Consider the following 16795-nt stretch of genomic DNA (forward strand, 5'->3'; position numbering starts at 1 on the left):
TTCACGCAGAGACGCCGAAATCAACGTATTTCATAACATAAAACCTCGCAATAGCCTGCGCTTCCCTCACCGCTTAAGCAAACGTGGTGAGCCGATTTCGAACACAGGAGTGCAGGATGACCAAGGAAGCGTTCAGCCCAGCCGGCAAGAGTGCGGCAGAAATCAGCAAGGGAGCGACCGAGATCCTGGTGCTGAGCGAAACCGACGTGATGGAATGCATCGACCTCAGTCAGCTTCTCGATGTTCTGGAAGACGGCTTCAAGGCGCTGTCACAAGGCAAGGTCGTCAATCCACCCCGACCACAGCTCGACATCCCCGAGGCCGGCTACAGCCTCGCCATGCCGGCCTGGATGGAGGGCATGAACCTGACCGTCAAGATCGTCAACGTCTTCGAAGGCAACCTAGCCAAGAACCTGCCCAGCCACCTCGCCACCATCACCCTGTTTGATCCGCTGTCCGGCCTGCCGGTCTGTATCATGGACGGCACCTTCATAACCGCGGTGCGGACCTCCGGCTCCGCCGTGCTGTCGGTGCGCACGCTTGCCCGCAGGGACGCCAGGATAGCGACCGTGGTCGGCGCCGGCGTGCAGGCCAACCAGCACCTGCATCTGTTGCCCTTGGTGCGCGACTTTGCCGAAATCCGTGTCGCTTCGAAGAGCTTCGACGATGCGGCAGCGCTTGCCCGGCTGCATCCGTCGGTGGTGGCGGTCGCCGATCTCGAGACGGCAGTGCGCAGTTCCGACGTGGTGTGCCTGGCGACCCACTCCTACCAGCCGGTGATCGACGCAGGCTGGGTCCAGCCGGGCACGCATGTCTCCTCGGTCGGGGTGGCGCCGCCCGGCGGTGAAATGCCGATCGAGCTCATCGGCAGATCCAGTCTTTTTGTCGAAACCAAGGATGCATTCAGACCGACCCCGGTCGGATCTTGCGAGCTTGCCGGCTTCGACCCGGATTTCGGCACCGAGCTTGGCGCCATGCTGCTCGACCGCGCGCCGGGCCGCGTTTCGGATCAACAGATCACCACCTACAAGGCGATGGGCATTGCGATGGAAGACATGGTCGCTGCCGACCTCGTCTATCGTTGCGCCCGGCGTCTGCGCAAGGGAAAGCTCGTCGTGCTGTAGGCGCGCGCCGCGCGCCAGGCGGGATCGACGGTGCTGACAATGGCGCTTTCGCGCAAGCGGCCGGGCTAGGCCGGCCCCTCAGGCCGGCTCGCGCTTCAGCGCCTGCGCCATGCAGTGGATGCCGCCGCCGGTCTTCGAGACCTCGCTCATGTCGATGGCCGCCACCTCGAAGCCGCGCGCCTTGAGCTGGCCGATCAGTGTCTGGCTCGAGGTCGGGGCGATTACCCTGTCCTTGCCCAGCGACATGAAGTTGCAGCCGAGCGCCATAGTATCCTGGAACGGCACGTCGATGATCTCGTGGCCCTTGCCCTTCAGCCAGTCGACGATGCCGGGCTCTGTACAGGCAAGGCAGACGGCGGTCAGCTTTTCGGCGATCGGCACCACCATCAGGTCGATATGGACGTAATACTCGTCGATGAAGGCGATGCGGGTCTCCCAGCCCTCCTTGTCGAACCAGGCCTGGACCTGGCGCGCGCCCTCCTCCTGCGTGCGGGCGCCACCGCAGCCGATCAGCACGACGCCGTCCTCGATGACGTTGAAGTCGCCGCCCTCGAACGTGCCCGCGGTGACCATGTCGTAGATCGGGATGCCGAGCTTCTCATAGGTGCGGATCGCCGCGTAGTTCTCGCCGCGCCGCCACCATTGCGACATGGCGGTGATGATGGCGCCGTACGGCGTCATGACGCTGGAATCGCGCGAGTAGACCTGCATCGGCAACTCCGGCGTCGGCTCGTGCCAGTGGATGTTGACACCGAAATGCTCATAGGCGGCGACCAAGTCCTTGTGCTGCGCCTGCGCGATCTGGACGTTGCATGGCGCTTCGCGCAGATGCTTGCGCGACAGCGAGCTGGTCGAGAGATGGCGCAGGAAATTCGGCGAGCCGAGCAGCACGTTGGTCAGCACGTCGGTCTCGTTGGCGAAGCCCCAGGCGGTCAGCGGCTTGGTTCCGCCGGCCGGGTTGCGGTGCTGCAGCGAAAACGCCTCGGCGACGATGCGGTCATGGACGGTCATGGGGTTTCTCCTCGTGAAGGGCGGCTTGGTTGATCATGCGGCTTGGTTGCCTGGTATCCACCAATCCCGTCCGCGCGGGGTGGTGATGTATTCCGGCCAGCGAAATCCGATGGGCGGATCGTAGTCGCAGAGCGGCGCGATCCAGTTCGAGCCGCCGATGCCGCCGCCGGTGCGGGTGACGAATTCATCCATCGCCGCGTCGCGCGCAGCCTCGTCTTCCAACAGGCGAAGTGCTGCCAGCGCGACCGTCTTTGCGGCGCAGATGACCATCGGGTCGATGGTGGCAGAAATGCCGCCCAGCGCATTCATCGCCCAGGACGGAAACGCGTGGCCGTTCTCGGATCGCAGCGCCGGCCGGGCGACGTAGAACCGCGCCGTCGGCGTCTGCCACGACATGTCGGTGTAATCGTCGGAGGTCGAATTCAGCTGCGATGGCGGCAAGTCACGGCGCAGGAGCGCCTCGGCCGCCTGTGGTGCAATCAGCCGGTCCAGTTCGTCGATGAATGGTTCCTCGGTCGCCTCGCCCCCGGCATTGAGCTGGACTTCGCGGGCGATCGCCTTGGCCGTCTCGTCCCAGCACGGCGGCCCGACCGCCGCCAGCGCGTCGAAGGCAATACCGGCCATGACGTGATTGGCCAGCCCCGGCCGCGACTTCGACACCCAGTGCCGCTCATGGCGGCAGCCGCTCATCCTGGCTGCGGCTTCCGCATTGCGGTCGAGCACGGCGGTGACCTGCTCGGCCATCGCCAGCGTCGGCACGCGGATCATGTACTGGATCTCGGCCAGCCCGGCCGGCAGATTGTCGGCGGTCGCCTGGCCCGCCGTCAGGATCGCCTCGCTGATCGACCAGCCGCCCTGATGCGGCAGCATGGAATCGCGCAGCGCCTTGGACGCCATATACATCATCATCAGCGCGTCGTTGGCGCCGGGCGCCCTGACTGCCGAATGCGCCTGCGGGATGGGTGCTGCGCCGCCTGCCGCCCTCGCCCAATGTTCCGGCTCGTCGCACACAAAGCGGTAGATCATCGCATAGGCCGCACCGCAATGCGTATCCCAGCGCGCGGTATTGCAGAGCGGCAGCATATAAAAAGGATGGAAGGAGACCATGCCCGCTAGCCCATCGTAATAGCCCTTCGCGGCATGGATCGGCTTCGACCCGCGCACCTTCTCCGCCGGCTCGCCGGTGAAGCGCAGCGTGCCTGATATGCCGTGGCGCTGCATCGCCGCCTTGGTCGCCAGCAGCCCGCCGAGGCTGGCAATGCCGAGGCCGGAATGCGGATCGGTGTGGCCGCCAGCCTGTTCGCCGAGGCCCGGGCGCGGTCGCTTCACCGTCGCAGCATCCTGGCAATTGCCGGGCACTGCATCATACTCGGCATACAGGCCGATGGTCGGCCCCGCGCCATTGGCCCAGTGGGCGCAGAAGGCGGTCGGCATGCCGCCAGAACCTTCCTCGACGGAAAAGCCTTCGTGCTTCAGATGCTCGACATACCAGGCGGCCGACTGGTATTCGCGCCAGGCGGTCTCGCCGAAATCGAAGATCGCCCGCGTCCACGCCGATAGCGACGGCTGGATGTCGTCCAGAAAGGCAAGTGCGGTCACTTGCGCGGAGGTCACCGGTTTCTCCATGGCGGAAAGAAAGCAGTGAAGCGCCCCGCCAAAAAGTGATATGTTTTCCCGGCTCATGCAAATTCGGTTCACCTCTTGAGAATTCCCTCGACGCAGGCGCTGCGCGCCCTCGACAGTTTTGCCCGCCACGGCAGCGTCTGGCGCGCCGCCGACGAACTGCATCTGACCCGCAGCGCAGTCAGCCATCAGCTTCGCCTGCTCGAACGCGATCTCGGCTTCGACCTGCTCGAGCGCATTGGCAAGGGCGTGGCGCTGACGCCGCGCGGCCAGCGCTATGCCAGCGACGTGCGCAAGGCGCTGACGGTGCTGGGCGACGCGGTGACACGCCATGCCGGCACCGGCATCGGCGGCTCGTTCAGCGTCAGTTGTACGCCGGGTTTCGCCTCGCTGTTCCTGTGCACCCATATCGGCGAGTTCCGGCAGATGTACCCCGATGTCGCGCTGCGCATCCTGACGCCGCGCCGTCTCGACGACGTGAGCAATGCCGAGGCCGATGCCTTCATCGCCTTCGGCGTCGGCAATTGGCCAAACCGCGCGGTCGAGCTGTTGTGCGGGATCTCCTTTACGCCGCTGTGCAGCCCGACGCTGCTCAACAAGATCGGCGGCTTCTCCAAGCCGGCCGACGTGCTGCGCGCCAATCTCCTGCATCTCGGCGATACCGAGGACTGGGCGCGCTGGCTGGCGCTGTCCAAGGTCGAGAACCCCGACCCGGAAGGCGGCATCTTCTTTTCCGACATGAACCTGGTCTTTTCGGCGGCGATCGCCGGCCAGGGCATCGCCATGGGCGACGAGCTGACCAGCGGCCGGGCACTGAGCGAAGGCCGGCTGGTCCGCCCCTTCGACATAGCGATCAATTCACCGCGCTCGTATTTTCTGGTTTCCGAGCACGCCAAGGCGGCGCATCCGGTGCTGGAGGCGTTTGGGCGGTGGCTGCGGTCGAAGCTGTCGGAGAACCAGCGTTAATCTCCCCCCTCGAGGGGGAGATTGGCGCATAGATGAATCAAATTTGCCGATCAGGCGAAAACTATTCGGTTGCGGTGAGCCGCCGCCCTGCCTACGATTTCGGCTACGCTAAGGAAAGGGCAGGATGCAGCAACCCGGCCGGGCCGCAGAGATCAAGGCAATCGGGATCGGCAAGAGCTTCGGCTCGTTCCGTGCGCTGGACGATCTGACGCTCGATATCGGCCGTGGCGAGTTCCTCACCCTGCTCGGCCCCTCCGGTTCCGGCAAGACCACCTTCCTGATGATCCTTGCCGGCTTCATTCAGCCGACCGACGGTCGCCTTTACAGCGACGGCGTCGACATCACCGAGCGGCCGGCCGAGCAGCGTGCCGCCGGCATGGTGTTCCAGGGCTATGCGCTGTTCCCGCATATGAGCGTCGAGGCCAACATCGCCTTTCCGCTCAAGGTGCGAAAGAAACCGGCGGCCGAGATCAAACGCCGCGTCGGCGAAATGATCGAGCGCGTCGGGCTCAAGGGCCACGAAAAGAAACTGCCGTCGCAATTGTCCGGTGGCCAGCAGCAGCGGGTCGCACTGGCGCGGGCGCTGGTGTTCGAGCCGGGCGTACTTTTGCTCGATGAGCCGTTTTCAGCACTCGACAAGGGCCTGCGCGGCCAGATGCAGGCCGAGATGAAGCGGTTGCACCAGGAGACCGGCACCACCTTCGTCTTCGTCACCCATGACCAGAGCGAGGCGCTGGCGTTGTCATCTCGCGTCGCCATCTTCAACCACGGCAAATTGCTGCAGGTCGGCGCGCCGGACGAGGTCTACGACCGGCCGGACAACCGCTTCGTCGCCGAGTTCCTGGGCGAGATCAACATGCTGCCGCTGAAGGGCGTACGCCCGGCCAACAATGGCTCGACGGGCCTCTGCGAAGACCGCGCGATCAGCATGCGCTGCAAGGCCGAGAAGGTCCGGGGCGACGCCATCCTGGCGATCCGGCCCGAATACATGTCGATCGCCCGCGAAGCCGCGACAGGCGAGAACGGCATTGCCGCGACTGCCGTCGCCTCGACCTATCTCGGCGCTGCGACGCGGCTCGATCTGACGACGCGGCAAGGCGCCAAGGTGACGATCTCTGTGCCGAACGAGGTCGCCGCTTCCGCGCTCAGCAAGGGCAATTCCGTCTGGCTGACCTGGCCGGCGGAGAAAGGCTTCCTCCTTCCGAACGGAGGACAATGACGATCGGCGCGGCGAATTCGCCAAGCTGACTTTCAGGAAATATCAACGACAAAAAAGGGGAACTGACATGACAAACCAAACCAAGAAAAATTCCATCGAGGCGCTATCCGCCAGGGCAGTGCGCGGCGAGATCTCGCGCCGGCAGTTTACGCAGCTGGCCGCACTGGTGCTGGCCGGCACGCCGATGCTGCTGCGCTCGACCGGCGCCTTTGCCGCGGCTAAGGAACTGGTGCTGGTCAACTGGGGCGGCGACGCCATTACCGCCTATGACGCGGCTTACGGCCAGGCCTTCACCAAGGAAACCGGCATCGTCGTTAAGATGGACGGCTCCGGCCCGACCGAAGGCGCGATCGCGGCGCAGTTCAAGAGCGGCGCCCCGACCTGGGACCTGGTCGACGTCGATCCGTTCTCGGCCATCACGCTCGGCGCCCAAGGCATGCTCGAGCCGATCGATTATGCGGTCGTCGACAAGAAGAAGATGCGGCCGGGCTTCGGCTGGGAATACGCCGCCTCCACCTATTTCTTCTCCTATGTCATCGCCTATGATGCCGAGAAATACGGCAGCCAAGCACCAACCGGCATGGCCGACTTCTTCGACGTGGCAAAATTCCCCGGCAAGCGCTCGCTCTACAAATGGGGCGTGTCGAGCTGGGAAGCGGCACTGCTCGCCGACGGCATCGCGCCGGCATCGCTCTACCCGCTCGACCTCAAGCGCGCGCATGACAAGATCGCCGCCTTCAAGGAAAACGTCGTCGCCTATTGGGGTGGCGGCGCCGAAAGCCAGAGCGTGCTGCTCAATGGCGAGGCCTCGATGGCGATCGTCTGGTCGACCCGGGCTTCGCTCATCGAGCAGGATTCCGGCGGCAAGATCAAGTTCATCTGGGACCAGGGCCTGATCTCGCCCGGCGCGCTCGCCGTGCTCAAGGGCAATCCCGGCGGCAAGGACGCGGCGATGAAGTTCATCGCCAGCACCCAAGACCCGGAGAAGGAACTCATCATGTTCGAAAAGCTCGGTCAGGGTCCGGCCAACCCGGCCACCGATGCGCTGATACCCGCCGACAAGAGGCGCATCAATCCGGTCGATCCCGAGAACATGAAGAAGCAGATCCCGCTCGACATGGATTGGTACGCCAAGAACTACGGGGCAGCACTCGACGAATACACGAAGATCATCTCCGCCTGACAAGCCGGGATAACCGGATGAGAGCATACCTCTCCGACAGGATGGGCGCGGCGCTGTTGATGGCGCCGCTGCTCCTCTTTCTTGTGCTGGCCTATGCCTGGCCATTCCTTGGCGTGGTTAAATGGAGCTTCACCCTGCCCACGCCGGGGCTGGGGCAGTACAATGCGCTGCTCACGGATCAGCTGGTGCAGTCGGTCTTCATCCGCACGCTGCGTATCGCCGCGATCGTGACGATCGTTTCGGTTGTCGCCGCCTACGCCATCACCGTTGTCTGGGTACGCGGCACGCCGGTGCAGCGCGTCGTGGCCGAGTTCTGCATCCTGGTGCCGTTCTGGATCTCGGTGCTGACGCGCGCCTTCGGCTGGGTGGCGCTTTTGTCCAATCGCGGCCTGATCAACACCTGGCTGCAGGCGGTCGGCTTCATCTCAGAGCCGCTGGCGCTGGTGCGCAACGAGTTCGGCGTTATCGTCGGCATGACGCATTTCCTCATTCCCTTCGCCGTGTTTCCGCTGGCCTCATCGATGCGCAGCCTCGACGACCGTGTGCTGCTGGCGGCGCGCGGCCTCGGCTCCAGCCGTATGCGCACCTTTTGGTCGGTATTCGTGCCGATGACCAGCTCCGGCATCATCGGCTCGGCGCTGATCGTCTTCGTCTTTTCGCTCGGCTTCTTCGTCACGCCGGCGATCCTCGGCGGCGGCCGTAGCGTGATGATCGCCGAGCTGATCTACCTTCGCATCTTCCAGAGCCCGGACTGGGGCCTGGGCGCCGCAATCAGTGTCGTGCTGGTGCTGTTTGTCGGCGCGCTGATGGCGCTGCTGTTCCGCTATATCAGACCCAAGCAACTGGTGTAGCGCGATGCCGACCTACCGCCCCGGTCCCGTCTCGCTGGTCCTCGCCGCCCTCGTCGCGCTGTTCCTGCTGCTGCCGCTGCTCGCCGTCATCCCGGTATCGCTGACGCCGAGCCGCATGCTGGCGATGCCGTCGGGCGAATTGTCGCTGCGCCATTACCGGGCGCTGATCGAGGATCCGCGCTGGATCGATTCGATCCTGCTCTCGATCAGGATCGGCATCGTCAGCAGCGCCTTTTCCACCGTGCTGGCGCTCTGCTTCAGCCTCGGCATCTGGATGTTCCAGCCGCGCTTCACGGCAGCATTGGTCGGTTTTGTGCTGCTGCCGATGGTGGTGCCGCCGGTGGTCTCGGCAATCACGCTCTACTTCCTGCTGACCTCGATCTCGGGGTTCTCGTCGTTCTTCGGCTATGACACCTGGCTGGGTGTCGCCATGGCGCATGCGGTGATGACGGTGCCCTTCGCCACGGTGCTGATCCTGGTGTCGCTCAGCCAGCTCGACCGCCGCATCGACCTCGCCGCCCGTGGCCTCGGCGCCACCGTGTGGGAGCGCGCCACCCGCATCATCATGCCCAATATCAAGTTCGGCATCGTCACCGCGGCGTTGTTGTCTTTCGTGCTGTCCTGGGAGGAGATCGGCGTCACCCTGTTTATCACCTCGGTCAACGCCATCACGCTGCCGCGCTTGATGTGGATGGGCCTGCGCGACAACATCGACCCGGCGATCGCCGCACTCTCGGTGATCCTGATCGTCATCACCGTACTGGTGCTTGTGGCGCGCAGCGTCGTGGTCAGGCTGCGCGCGGCGCAGTGAGGGCCGCCTCACGCCGTGGTGACTGGCGCAAATGAAACCTTGCGCTACGATTTTCGTTATAAGTAGTTCAACACGTCGAAGGCTCCGTCATGACCCAGGGATGGTTTGCCAAGCCGGTTGCGGTTGCGGTCGGCATCGTGGGAGATATCCGCAACATTTCCAACGCACGTCAGGCTGTCGAGTTGCTGGAAGCCCACTGGCGTGACGCCGGCAGCGCCAAACACGGCTTGGCACTGCGCACATGCCGCCGCGCCATGAGCGACGATCGCTGGACCGAAGCCGCCAGGGACGCGTTCGTCGAGGCCGCGCGGGCGGCGCATGTCCTGGTCGAGCGCGCCGTCGAACCGGAGAACCGGTCCAGGCAGGCGGGACCGTGATCGATTTGTGAGAGCCTCGGTGGTTCGGCCGATCTATTGCATCTCAGGCAGCATGCAGCCTTGGAATGGCGCTGACGTCAACCTCGCGTTCCGCGTGCCACGCATCATAGGCGGCCTGCATCCTGAGCCAGATCGCGGCGCCGTCGCCGAACATCTTTCCAAGACGGGCAGCGACAGCCGGCGACACCGGCTTCTTTTCGCGGATGATGTCATAAAGCTGCTGGCGCGAGATTCCGAGCAGATTGGCGATCTCCACCTTGGTCTTTCCGGTTGCCGGGATAATGTCGTCAAGCAGCGCTCCAGGGTGGGATGGGCAGCGCTCCATCGGACGCATCGGCTCATAAGAGGTCATGGGCTGGTTGTCCTTTCGCTTGGGGCGCCACGTACCCATAATGATATTGTTCGAAATCTACCCGGGTTGCCAGACCTACCGAAAACCTGGCGGAGTTGTGGCACAGCGCCACCCACTATCCCATGGCGTGGCGGATGGTCTTGGACAGGCGGCTCAAAAATGCCGGCCTCGACGACGCATCAAGCTTCCACGACAGCACCGCGGTCGCCATTTTCCGCGGCAACACCCCGACCGACAGGAACCAGGCGGCAAGGATTGCACGCCGCCGCAGGGATGCGGTCATTTCGAGGCTGGCGACGGCGCCGGCCGCCCCGAGCGCCAGCCGGGAATCGTCGGCCACGGGATGTCGGCCGCTGTCCGCGCAGAGCGACGCCAGCCGCTCTTCCAGGTGGACCGGATCGTGGCGGACAGCATCCGACGGCACGATGGTCAGGCCGATCCCGGCGGCCTGGTCCGACAGCGCCTGCATGCGGCGGAAATCGTGAGTTACCCGCCAGCGTGCCCGCTCGGCGAGCTTTTCACCGAAGACTGAATGGTTGGCGCCATGGATCCGGTAGGCGCCGAGGCATTCGTCGATCGATTGGACATGCCCGTACATCGGCGCCAGCGTTGCCAGATAGCCGTCGGCGCCCTGCCGGAACTCCGGCTCCGGTATCGGCATGATCGATTCGAGCGTTGCGCGGTCAAAGGCCAGCCCGCTGGTCACTGTCGTCTGATAGCGGCCCTTGTGCAGGAGTTTCGGCATGACGTCGCCGCTGTCGAAAGGCAATTCGGGCGGCGGAAAGACATCCTTGATGCGTTGCCCCTCGTCGACGATATGCAGTCTGGACTGGACCTGAGCGGTTGCATCATCCCACGTTTCGACAATGGTGGAGACGGCGGTTGGATAAAGATAATCATCGGCGTCGAGGAACAGGACGATCTTGCCCGAGCTCGCCGCAAAGCCGGTGTTGAACGCCGCCGCGTGTCCGCCATTTTGCGCCCGCGGGCATGCGAGTATCTCATCGCGATAGGATTCCATGATTGTCGTGGAATTGTCCTGCGATGCATCGTCGACGACGATGACTTCGACATCCGCGTAGTCCTGCTCGAGGGCGCTGTCGATGCTGCGTTTGAGGAACCGCGCATAGTTGTAGTTCGGGATGATGATGGATACCGGAATGACAGGCTGCATCGCGTTTGACCTCGCATCTTGCTTTGGTTCGGCAAAGGCCCTCATGGGCCCGCCCCCCTCTTCAAGTGCCCCTCTTCAGGCGCGACGAGTTCCCCTCAGAAAAGCTTGCGCTTTCCACCAGGAGACGGGTCACGTTTCGCTTGCGACTTCGCAGTGAGGCCGCCATTGCCTTCGAGAGCTGCCGCCATAGCCAGAACGCGGGCGGCAGCAAAAGCTCCGACGGTTCGGCAAGGATGGTGTTGCAAACCGAGCCCGACGGAAATGTCTCGCCTCGCGATCAGGTCGGGAGCGAAGCGGACAGGTGCCCTGAAGGCATAGCGGATACTGGCCTGCAAATGCGGCTGGAACAAGCCCCGCGTCGAAAATAGCGCCACTTCAGGTTGCGTTTCAGGCGGCATACCGCGACCGCCGCCGCTGTTGCCCCGAAGCCAGCGAACCGCCTCCGGGGCCTTGTGGTCATATGGCCTGGACGGTCAGGCGGCCTGCAAACCCGGCAGCGACAGGTCGACTTCCTCCGGCAAGTCGCCGGCCATGGCGGCGGCAAACTTCGTCTGGTCGAGTTCTCCCTCCCAGCGTGCCACCACCACTGTCGCCACCGCATTGCCGATGAAATTGGTCAGCGCCCGGCATTCCGACATGAAGCGGTCGACACCGAGGATCAGCGCCATGCCGGCGACCGGCACGGTGGGGACGACCGAAAGCGTTGCCGCCAGGGTGATGAAGCCGGCGCCGGTGATGCCGGCGGCACCCTTGGAGCTCAGCATGGCGACAGCGAGCAGCAGGATCTGGTCGCCGTAGGTGAGTGGCGTGTCGGTCGCCTGCGCGATGAACAGCGCCGCCAGCGTCATGTAGATGTTGGTGCCGTCGAGGTTGAAGGAATAGCCGGTCGGGATGACCAGACCGACCACCGAGCGGTTGCAGCCGGCGCGCTCCATCTTGGCCATGAGGCCCGGCAATGCCGCTTCCGAGGACGAGGTGCCGAGCACCAGCAGCAGCTCTTCCTTGATGTAGCGGATCAGCGCCAGGATCGAGAAGCCGTTGTAGCGGGCGACAGCGCCGAGCACCACCAGCACGAACAGCAGCGCGGTCAAGTAGAACGTGCCGATCAGCATGGCGAGGTTGGCGATCGAGCCGATGCCGTATTTGCCGATGGTGAAGGCCATGGCGCCAAACGCGCCGATCGGCGCGGCCTTCATCAGGATGGCGACGAGGCGGAAGATCGGCGTGGTCAGCGCCTGCAGGAAATCGACGACCGGACGGCCGCGATCGCCGACCAGTGCCAGGGCGACACCGAACAGCACCGAGAAGAACAGCACCTGCAGGATGTCGCCCTGCGCGAAGGCGCCGGTGATGGTGTCGGGGATGATGTTCATCAGGAAGCCGACGATGGTAGTGTCGTGCGCCTTCTCGGCATAGGCCGCCACCTTGGCGGTATCGAGCGTCGCTGGATTGATGTGCATGCCGGCGCCGGGCTGGACGACATTGGAGACGGCCAGGCCGACGACCAGCGCCAGCGTCGAGAACACCAGGAAATAGATCATCGCCTTGCCGGCGACGCGGCCGACCTTCTGCAGGTCGGAAACGCCGGCGATACCGGTCGCCACGGTCAGGAAGATCACCGGCGCGATCACCATCTTCACCAGCTTGATGAAGGCGTCGCCGAACGGCTTCATCGCCTCGCCGGTTTCGGGATAGAAATGGCCGAGCAGCACGCCGGCGGCGATCGCCGCCAGCACCTGCACATAAAGATGCCGGTATAAGGGAAGTTTGCCGCGCGGCTCGGCGGCAGCGATTGCTGTCTGCATGACGTCCTCCATGGCGCCCCGATCGAAAGCTCGACTCCCCGGGGCAGTTGTTTTGAGACCAGCAGCCTCGCGACTGCTGAATTCGTGTTTGCAACAGTCGTGCCAGATACGCAGAAGAGCTTTTCATCATTGATTTTGTTGAGCATTCGCAAACGTCCGCTGTGCTGGACGCATGGATAGGTGCGAATCTCCGCATTGGTCGAATTGTGCTTTGTGCGAATTCATGCACAAATGGGCGATGCTGCAACGCCCCGCCGGTGCCTTGTCTTCGACGCCCGAGCAACTCGCCAGGCGGGCGCGCCGAGCCTGGCTGCTGTTTGCGGCCATCGCGCTTTTGATCGTCACGGCAGCGCTCTACGGCGCCGGCCTTTACGGCCGCACCGCCGAGGTCGGGACCCTGGCGGCGCAGGGGCATACCGACGCCAACCTGAAGGTCGCGCTGCTGCGCGCCGTGCTCGAAAGTCCGCGCGCCCTGCCGCTGCTTTTGTCCGCAGACCAGCAAGTGCGTGACGCGCTGTCGCAGAAAAATGCCGCGGCAATCGATGTGCTGAACCGCAAGCTCGAGGGGCTGGTCTCGGGCACCAAGGCGTCGGTGCTCTATGTCGTCGGCACCGATGGACTGGCGATCGCCTCCAGCAACTGGCGCGAGCCGATCAGCTTCGTCGGCAACGACTACCGTTTCCGCGACTATTTCTCCGGCGCGATGCAGGCCGGAACCGCCGAGTATTTTGCGCTCGGCAATGTCAGCAAGCGTCCCGGCCTCTACATCTCGCGGCGCGTCGGCGATGCAGCCGCACCGCTCGGCGTCGTCGTCGTCAAGATGGAGTTCGACCAGCTCGAAGCCGACTGGCGCGAGGCGAATCGCCCGGCTTATGTCAGCGACGAGAACGGCGTCGTGCTGATCACCAGCGTGCCGTCCTGGCGTTTCATGACAACCGCACCGCTGGCCGCACCTAAGCAAGCCGCGATCCGCGACAGCCAACAGTTCGGCGACGCGCCGCTTGTGCCGTTGCCGATCATGCACGCGCAGGCGCTCAGCCCGGATGTGTCGATCGTCCACGCGATGACGCCCGGCGCCAGCGACACGGAGTATCTCAGCCTTTCAACACCGATCCCTTCGACCCCCTGGCGGCTCGACTATCTGATCCCAGTCGAAGCGCCGATCGCCGCCGCGGTCCGCGAAATGCGGCTTCTTGCGCTCGGCGTCGTCGTCCCGCTGCTCGGCCTTGCCGCGTATCTGTTGTGGCGCCGGCAGTCGGCGCAGATGCGGATTGCCGCCGAACAGGCGGCCCGCACCGAACTCGAACGCCGCGTCGTCGAACGGACCGAGGATTTGAGCCGCGCCCGAGACCGGTTGCAGGCCGAGATAACAGGCCACCGCAGCACGGAAGCCAAGCTCCAAATCGTGCAGCAGGATCTGGTCCAGGCCAACCGCCTCGCCATCCTCGGCCAGGTCGCGGCCGGTGTCGCCCATGAAATCAACCAGCCGGTCGCCACCATACGCGCCTATGCCGACAATGCCCGCACCTTCCTCGACCGCAAGCAGACCGGGCCGGCCGAGGAAAACCTCGGCGCTATCGCAGCCCTTACCGAACGCATCGGCTCAATCACCGAGGAGTTGAAGGCATTTGCCCGCAAGGGCCGCACCGCCGCCGAGCCTGTCGAATTACGTGGTGTCATCGAAGGCGCCGTCATGCTGTTGAGAAGCCGCTTTGCCGGCCGGCTCGACGCATTGGCCATCGACCTGCCGCCGCCGAGCCTCAAGGTCATGGGCAATCGGGTGCGGCTCGAACAGGTGCTGATCAACCTCTTCCAGAACGCGCTCGAAGCACTCGACGGCCGCGACGACGCTCATGTGCAGGTGTCGGTCGACGAGACCGCGGACGGCGTGACGGTCGGCGTGTCCGATAACGGACCCGGCATTCCACCCGCGATCCTCAAATCGCTGTTCACGCCGTTCAACACCTCCAAGGAAAAAGGCCTTGGCCTTGGCCTCGTCATCTCGAAGGACATCGTCGCCGATTATGGCGGCCGCATCGAAGTTTCGAGCGACGACAGCGGCACCCGCTTCACCATTCATCTCCAGACAGCAGCGTAAGCCATCATGACGAACGACAATGCCGCGCCGGTGATCCTGATCGACGACGACCGCGATCTCCTCAAGGCCACCGTGCAGACGCTGGAGCTTGCCGGCTTCTCGGTCTCGGCCTTTGCGGTGGCGGCCGAGGCGCTGGCCGGGCTCGACGCCGGTTTTACCGGCGTCGTGGTGTCGGATATCCGCATGCCTCAGATCGACGGCTTGCAGCTTTTCAACCGCATCCTGCGGCTGGATACCGACATTCCCGTCATCCTCGTCACCGGACATGGCGACATCGCCATGGCCGTCAAGGCGATCAAGGACGGCGCCTACGACTTCATCACCAAGCCTTTCGCCGCCGACCGGCTGGTACAGAGCGTGCGCCGCGCAGCGGAAAAGCGCCGCCTGGTGATGGAGAACCGGGCCTTGCGCGAGGGGGCCGGAGAGGCGCAGGACGGCCTGCCGCTGATCGGCCAGACGCCGGCGATGGACAGGCTGCGCCGCACACTACGCCAGATCGCCGACACCGACGTCGATGTGCTGGTGACCGGCGAGACCGGCTCCGGCAAGGAGGTGGTGGCAAGCCTTCTGCATCGCTGGAGCCGCCGCGCCAAGGGCAATTTCGTCGCGCTGAATTGCGGCACGCTGCCGGAGACCGTCATCGAAAGCGAATTGTTCGGCCATGAGGCCGGCGCCTTCACCGGCGCTCAGAAGAAACGGATCGGCCGCATCGAGCACGCCAGCGGCGGCACGCTGTTCCTCGACGAGATCGAAAGCATGCCGGTCTCGACACAGGTGCAGATGCTGCGCGTGCTGGAAATGCGCGAGGTCACCCCGCTCGGCACCAACGAGGTGCGGCCGGTGGATCTGCGCGTCGTCGCCGCCGCCAAGGTCGATCTCGGTGATCCGCGCCAGCGCGGCGCTTTCCGCGAGGATCTCTATTATCGGCTCAACGTGGTGACGATCTCGATCCCGCCGCTGCGCGAACGCCGCGACGATGTCGCCCTGCTGTTCTTCTATTTCGCCGAGCGCGCCGCCGCCCGTTTCCACCGCCAGGTGCCGGCAGTGCCGGCTTCGGTGCATCGCCATCTGAGCGACCATGGCTGGCCGGGCAATGTGCGCGAACTGGCGCATTTCGCCGAGCGGTTCGTGCTTGGGTTGGAGGAAGGCGCCGAAGCACAACCCCCTGCCCCGACCCAATCGAACACCGCCATGAAGCTGCCGGAGCGGCTGGAGCGCTACGAGGCCGACATCATCCGCGAGACGCTTGGCCGCAACGAGGGCGACGTCAGGCGCACGATCGAGGCGCTGGGGATTCCGCGCAAGACTTTCTACGACAAGCTCCAGCGCCACGGCATCGTGCGCAGCGATTTTTCGAGGTAATCGTCGCCAGGGCTTGACCGGGCGGCCCGGTTACTTGGCGTCGTGGAAGATGATGCCGACGGTGTGGCGCATGCCGGAACGGAGCCGGCTGACGCCGTGCCTGAGATTGACCCGGTAATTGCCTCGTGTGCCCTGGACCGGTCGATTGTGGACCGCGAAGGCGACTGCATCGCCCCGGCGCAGCGGCACCACTTCGGCGCGGCTTTGCATGCGCGGACGCTGCTCGGTCAGCACGAACTCGCCACCGGTGAAATCCTTGCCGGGTTCGGACAACAGGATCGCCACCTGCAGCGGGAACGCCAGATCGCCGTAGAGATCCTGATGCAGGCAGTTGAAGTCGCCGGGAACGTATTGCAGCAGGAGCGGCGTCGGCCGCGTCTGGCCCTGCTCGTGGCATTGCCTGAGGAACGCGGCGTGTTCGTCGGGATAGCGCTGGGCGATACCTATGCGCTCGTTCCAGTCGTTGGCGACCGCGGCCAGGCGCGGATAGAGCGCGGTGCGCAAGCCGCCGATCAGATCGGGCAAGGGATAGCGGAAATAGCGGTACTCGCCCTTGCCGAAGCCATGCCGCGCCATGTGGACATGGCTGCGGAAATGGCTCTCGTCCGGATAAAGTCCGGCGATATGCCGGCACTCCTGCGGCGTCAGCAGCTTTTCCATCACCGCGCAACCATAGCCGCTCAGCTCATCGGCCAGCGTCCGCCAGTCATATCCGGCAACGCGCGCCTCAGCCGATTTGACCGCCGCTTTCGCGCCTATCGAATGGATTGTCATGGCTTTCGCCTCCTGTAGCTTCTCTGTCATTGAGATGGGTGAAACGGCGCGCGCGGACCACCCGT

At 64.5% G+C, this 16795-nt stretch carries 15 protein-coding genes; 9 read left to right on the forward strand and 6 right to left on the reverse strand.

Going from position 1 to position 16795, the window contains the following annotated elements:
- Positions 1–116: 116 nt before the first annotated feature.
- Positions 117–1124 carry an ornithine cyclodeaminase family protein gene (locus tag NKJ81_RS17880; RefSeq protein ID WP_352541217.1) on the forward strand — a complete coding sequence of 336 codons (1008 nt, stop codon included), beginning with the start codon at positions 117–119 and terminating at the stop codon, positions 1122–1124.
- 78 nt (positions 1125–1202) lie between these two features.
- Here the strand turns inward: NKJ81_RS17880 and NKJ81_RS17885 are convergent, their stop codons facing one another.
- Positions 1203–2135: a dimethylarginine dimethylaminohydrolase family protein gene (locus NKJ81_RS17885; protein WP_352541218.1), complete on the reverse strand. Its 933-nt coding sequence runs from the start codon at positions 2133–2135 to the stop codon at positions 1203–1205.
- Positions 2136–2168: 33 nt separating this feature from the next.
- Positions 2169–3761: a zinc-binding metallopeptidase family protein gene (locus NKJ81_RS17890; RefSeq protein WP_352541246.1), complete on the reverse strand. Its 1593-nt coding sequence runs from the start codon at positions 3759–3761 to the stop codon at positions 2169–2171.
- Positions 3762–3836: 75 nt separating this feature from the next.
- Between NKJ81_RS17890 and NKJ81_RS17895 the strand changes: the two genes are divergently transcribed.
- The 6 genes from NKJ81_RS17895 to NKJ81_RS17920 all read left to right on the forward strand — a co-directional run bounded on the left by NKJ81_RS17895 (position 3837) and on the right by NKJ81_RS17920 (position 9165).
- Complete coding sequence (locus NKJ81_RS17895; RefSeq protein WP_023677271.1) at positions 3837–4724, forward strand: LysR substrate-binding domain-containing protein; 888 nt, start codon at positions 3837–3839, stop codon at positions 4722–4724.
- A 124-nt stretch (positions 4725–4848) separates the two neighbouring features.
- The gene (locus NKJ81_RS17900; RefSeq protein WP_023677270.1) at positions 4849–5943 is read left to right on the forward strand and encodes an ABC transporter ATP-binding protein; all 1095 of its coding nucleotides are present in this window, start codon (positions 4849–4851) and stop codon (positions 5941–5943) included.
- Between the two features lie 67 nt (positions 5944–6010).
- The gene (locus tag NKJ81_RS17905) at positions 6011–7126 is read left to right on the forward strand and encodes an ABC transporter substrate-binding protein (RefSeq protein WP_023677269.1); all 1116 of its coding nucleotides are present in this window, start codon (positions 6011–6013) and stop codon (positions 7124–7126) included.
- A 17-nt stretch (positions 7127–7143) separates the two neighbouring features.
- Positions 7144–7977, forward strand: a complete 834-nt coding sequence (locus tag NKJ81_RS17910) for an ABC transporter permease (RefSeq protein ID WP_352473751.1) — start codon at positions 7144–7146, stop codon at positions 7975–7977.
- Positions 7978–7981: 4 nt separating this feature from the next.
- On the forward strand, positions 7982–8788 hold the full coding sequence (locus NKJ81_RS17915) for an ABC transporter permease (RefSeq protein ID WP_352541219.1): 807 nt from the start codon (positions 7982–7984) through the stop codon (positions 8786–8788).
- Positions 8789–8877: 89 nt separating this feature from the next.
- Positions 8878–9165 carry a DUF982 domain-containing protein gene (locus NKJ81_RS17920; RefSeq protein WP_352541220.1) on the forward strand — a complete coding sequence of 96 codons (288 nt, stop codon included), beginning with the start codon at positions 8878–8880 and terminating at the stop codon, positions 9163–9165.
- 43 nt (positions 9166–9208) lie between these two features.
- Here NKJ81_RS17920 and NKJ81_RS17925 read toward each other — a convergent pair whose 3' ends face one another.
- The 3 genes from NKJ81_RS17925 to NKJ81_RS17935 form a co-directional block, all read right to left on the reverse strand.
- The gene (locus tag NKJ81_RS17925; protein WP_352451482.1) at positions 9209–9517 is read right to left on the reverse strand and encodes a HigA family addiction module antitoxin; all 309 of its coding nucleotides are present in this window, start codon (positions 9515–9517) and stop codon (positions 9209–9211) included.
- A gap of 115 nt (positions 9518–9632) precedes the next feature.
- Positions 9633–10691, reverse strand: coding sequence for a glycosyltransferase family 2 protein (locus NKJ81_RS17930; RefSeq protein WP_352541221.1), 1059 nt, complete (start codon positions 10689–10691; stop codon positions 9633–9635).
- A gap of 473 nt (positions 10692–11164) precedes the next feature.
- Entirely contained in the window at positions 11165–12496 is a 1332-nt protein-coding gene (locus NKJ81_RS17935; protein WP_352541222.1) for a dicarboxylate/amino acid:cation symporter, read from the reverse strand.
- Positions 12497–12734: 238 nt separating this feature from the next.
- Between NKJ81_RS17935 and NKJ81_RS17940 the strand changes: the two genes are divergently transcribed.
- A complete protein-coding gene (locus NKJ81_RS17940) occupies positions 12735–14594 on the forward strand; it encodes a sensor histidine kinase (protein WP_352541223.1) in 1860 nt (619 codons plus the stop codon).
- A 6-nt stretch (positions 14595–14600) separates the two neighbouring features.
- Positions 14601–15956 (forward strand): sigma-54-dependent transcriptional regulator, encoded by a 1356-nt coding sequence (locus NKJ81_RS17945; RefSeq protein WP_352541224.1) that lies wholly within the window; start codon positions 14601–14603, stop codon positions 15954–15956.
- A gap of 30 nt (positions 15957–15986) precedes the next feature.
- On the opposite strand, the gene NKJ81_RS17950 is transcribed toward NKJ81_RS17945, so the two are convergent.
- The gene (locus NKJ81_RS17950) at positions 15987–16730 is read right to left on the reverse strand and encodes a 2OG-Fe(II) oxygenase (protein WP_352541225.1); all 744 of its coding nucleotides are present in this window, start codon (positions 16728–16730) and stop codon (positions 15987–15989) included.
- Positions 16731–16795 lie beyond the last annotated feature (65 nt).

Source organism: Mesorhizobium sp. M0018, from assembly GCF_040323955.1.
Lineage (GTDB): Bacteria > Pseudomonadota > Alphaproteobacteria > Rhizobiales > Rhizobiaceae > Mesorhizobium.

Coding starts and splice junctions, on each gene's coding strand:
- NKJ81_RS17880 (WP_352541217.1), top strand. CDS start 117: ATGACCAAGGAAGCGTTCAGCCCAGCCGGCAAGAGTGCGGCAGAAATC.
- NKJ81_RS17885 (WP_352541218.1), bottom strand. CDS start 2,135: ATGACCGTCCATGACCGCATCGTCGCCGAGGCGTTTTCGCTGCAGCAC.
- NKJ81_RS17890 (WP_352541246.1), bottom strand. CDS start 3,761: ATGGAGAAACCGGTGACCTCCGCGCAAGTGACCGCACTTGCCTTTCTG.
- NKJ81_RS17900 (WP_023677270.1), top strand. CDS start 4,849: ATGCAGCAACCCGGCCGGGCCGCAGAGATCAAGGCAATCGGGATCGGC.
- NKJ81_RS17905 (WP_023677269.1), top strand. CDS start 6,011: ATGACAAACCAAACCAAGAAAAATTCCATCGAGGCGCTATCCGCCAGG.
- NKJ81_RS17910 (WP_352473751.1), top strand. CDS start 7,144: ATGAGAGCATACCTCTCCGACAGGATGGGCGCGGCGCTGTTGATGGCG.
- NKJ81_RS17915 (WP_352541219.1), top strand. CDS start 7,982: ATGCCGACCTACCGCCCCGGTCCCGTCTCGCTGGTCCTCGCCGCCCTC.
- NKJ81_RS17920 (WP_352541220.1), top strand. CDS start 8,878: ATGACCCAGGGATGGTTTGCCAAGCCGGTTGCGGTTGCGGTCGGCATC.
- NKJ81_RS17925 (WP_352451482.1), bottom strand. CDS start 9,517: ATGACCTCTTATGAGCCGATGCGTCCGATGGAGCGCTGCCCATCCCAC.
- NKJ81_RS17930 (WP_352541221.1), bottom strand. CDS start 10,691: ATGCAGCCTGTCATTCCGGTATCCATCATCATCCCGAACTACAACTAT.
- NKJ81_RS17935 (WP_352541222.1), bottom strand. CDS start 12,496: ATGCAGACAGCAATCGCTGCCGCCGAGCCGCGCGGCAAACTTCCCTTA.
- NKJ81_RS17940 (WP_352541223.1), top strand. CDS start 12,735: ATGCTGCAACGCCCCGCCGGTGCCTTGTCTTCGACGCCCGAGCAACTC.
- NKJ81_RS17945 (WP_352541224.1), top strand. CDS start 14,601: ATGACGAACGACAATGCCGCGCCGGTGATCCTGATCGACGACGACCGC.
- NKJ81_RS17950 (WP_352541225.1), bottom strand. CDS start 16,730: ATGACAATCCATTCGATAGGCGCGAAAGCGGCGGTCAAATCGGCTGAG.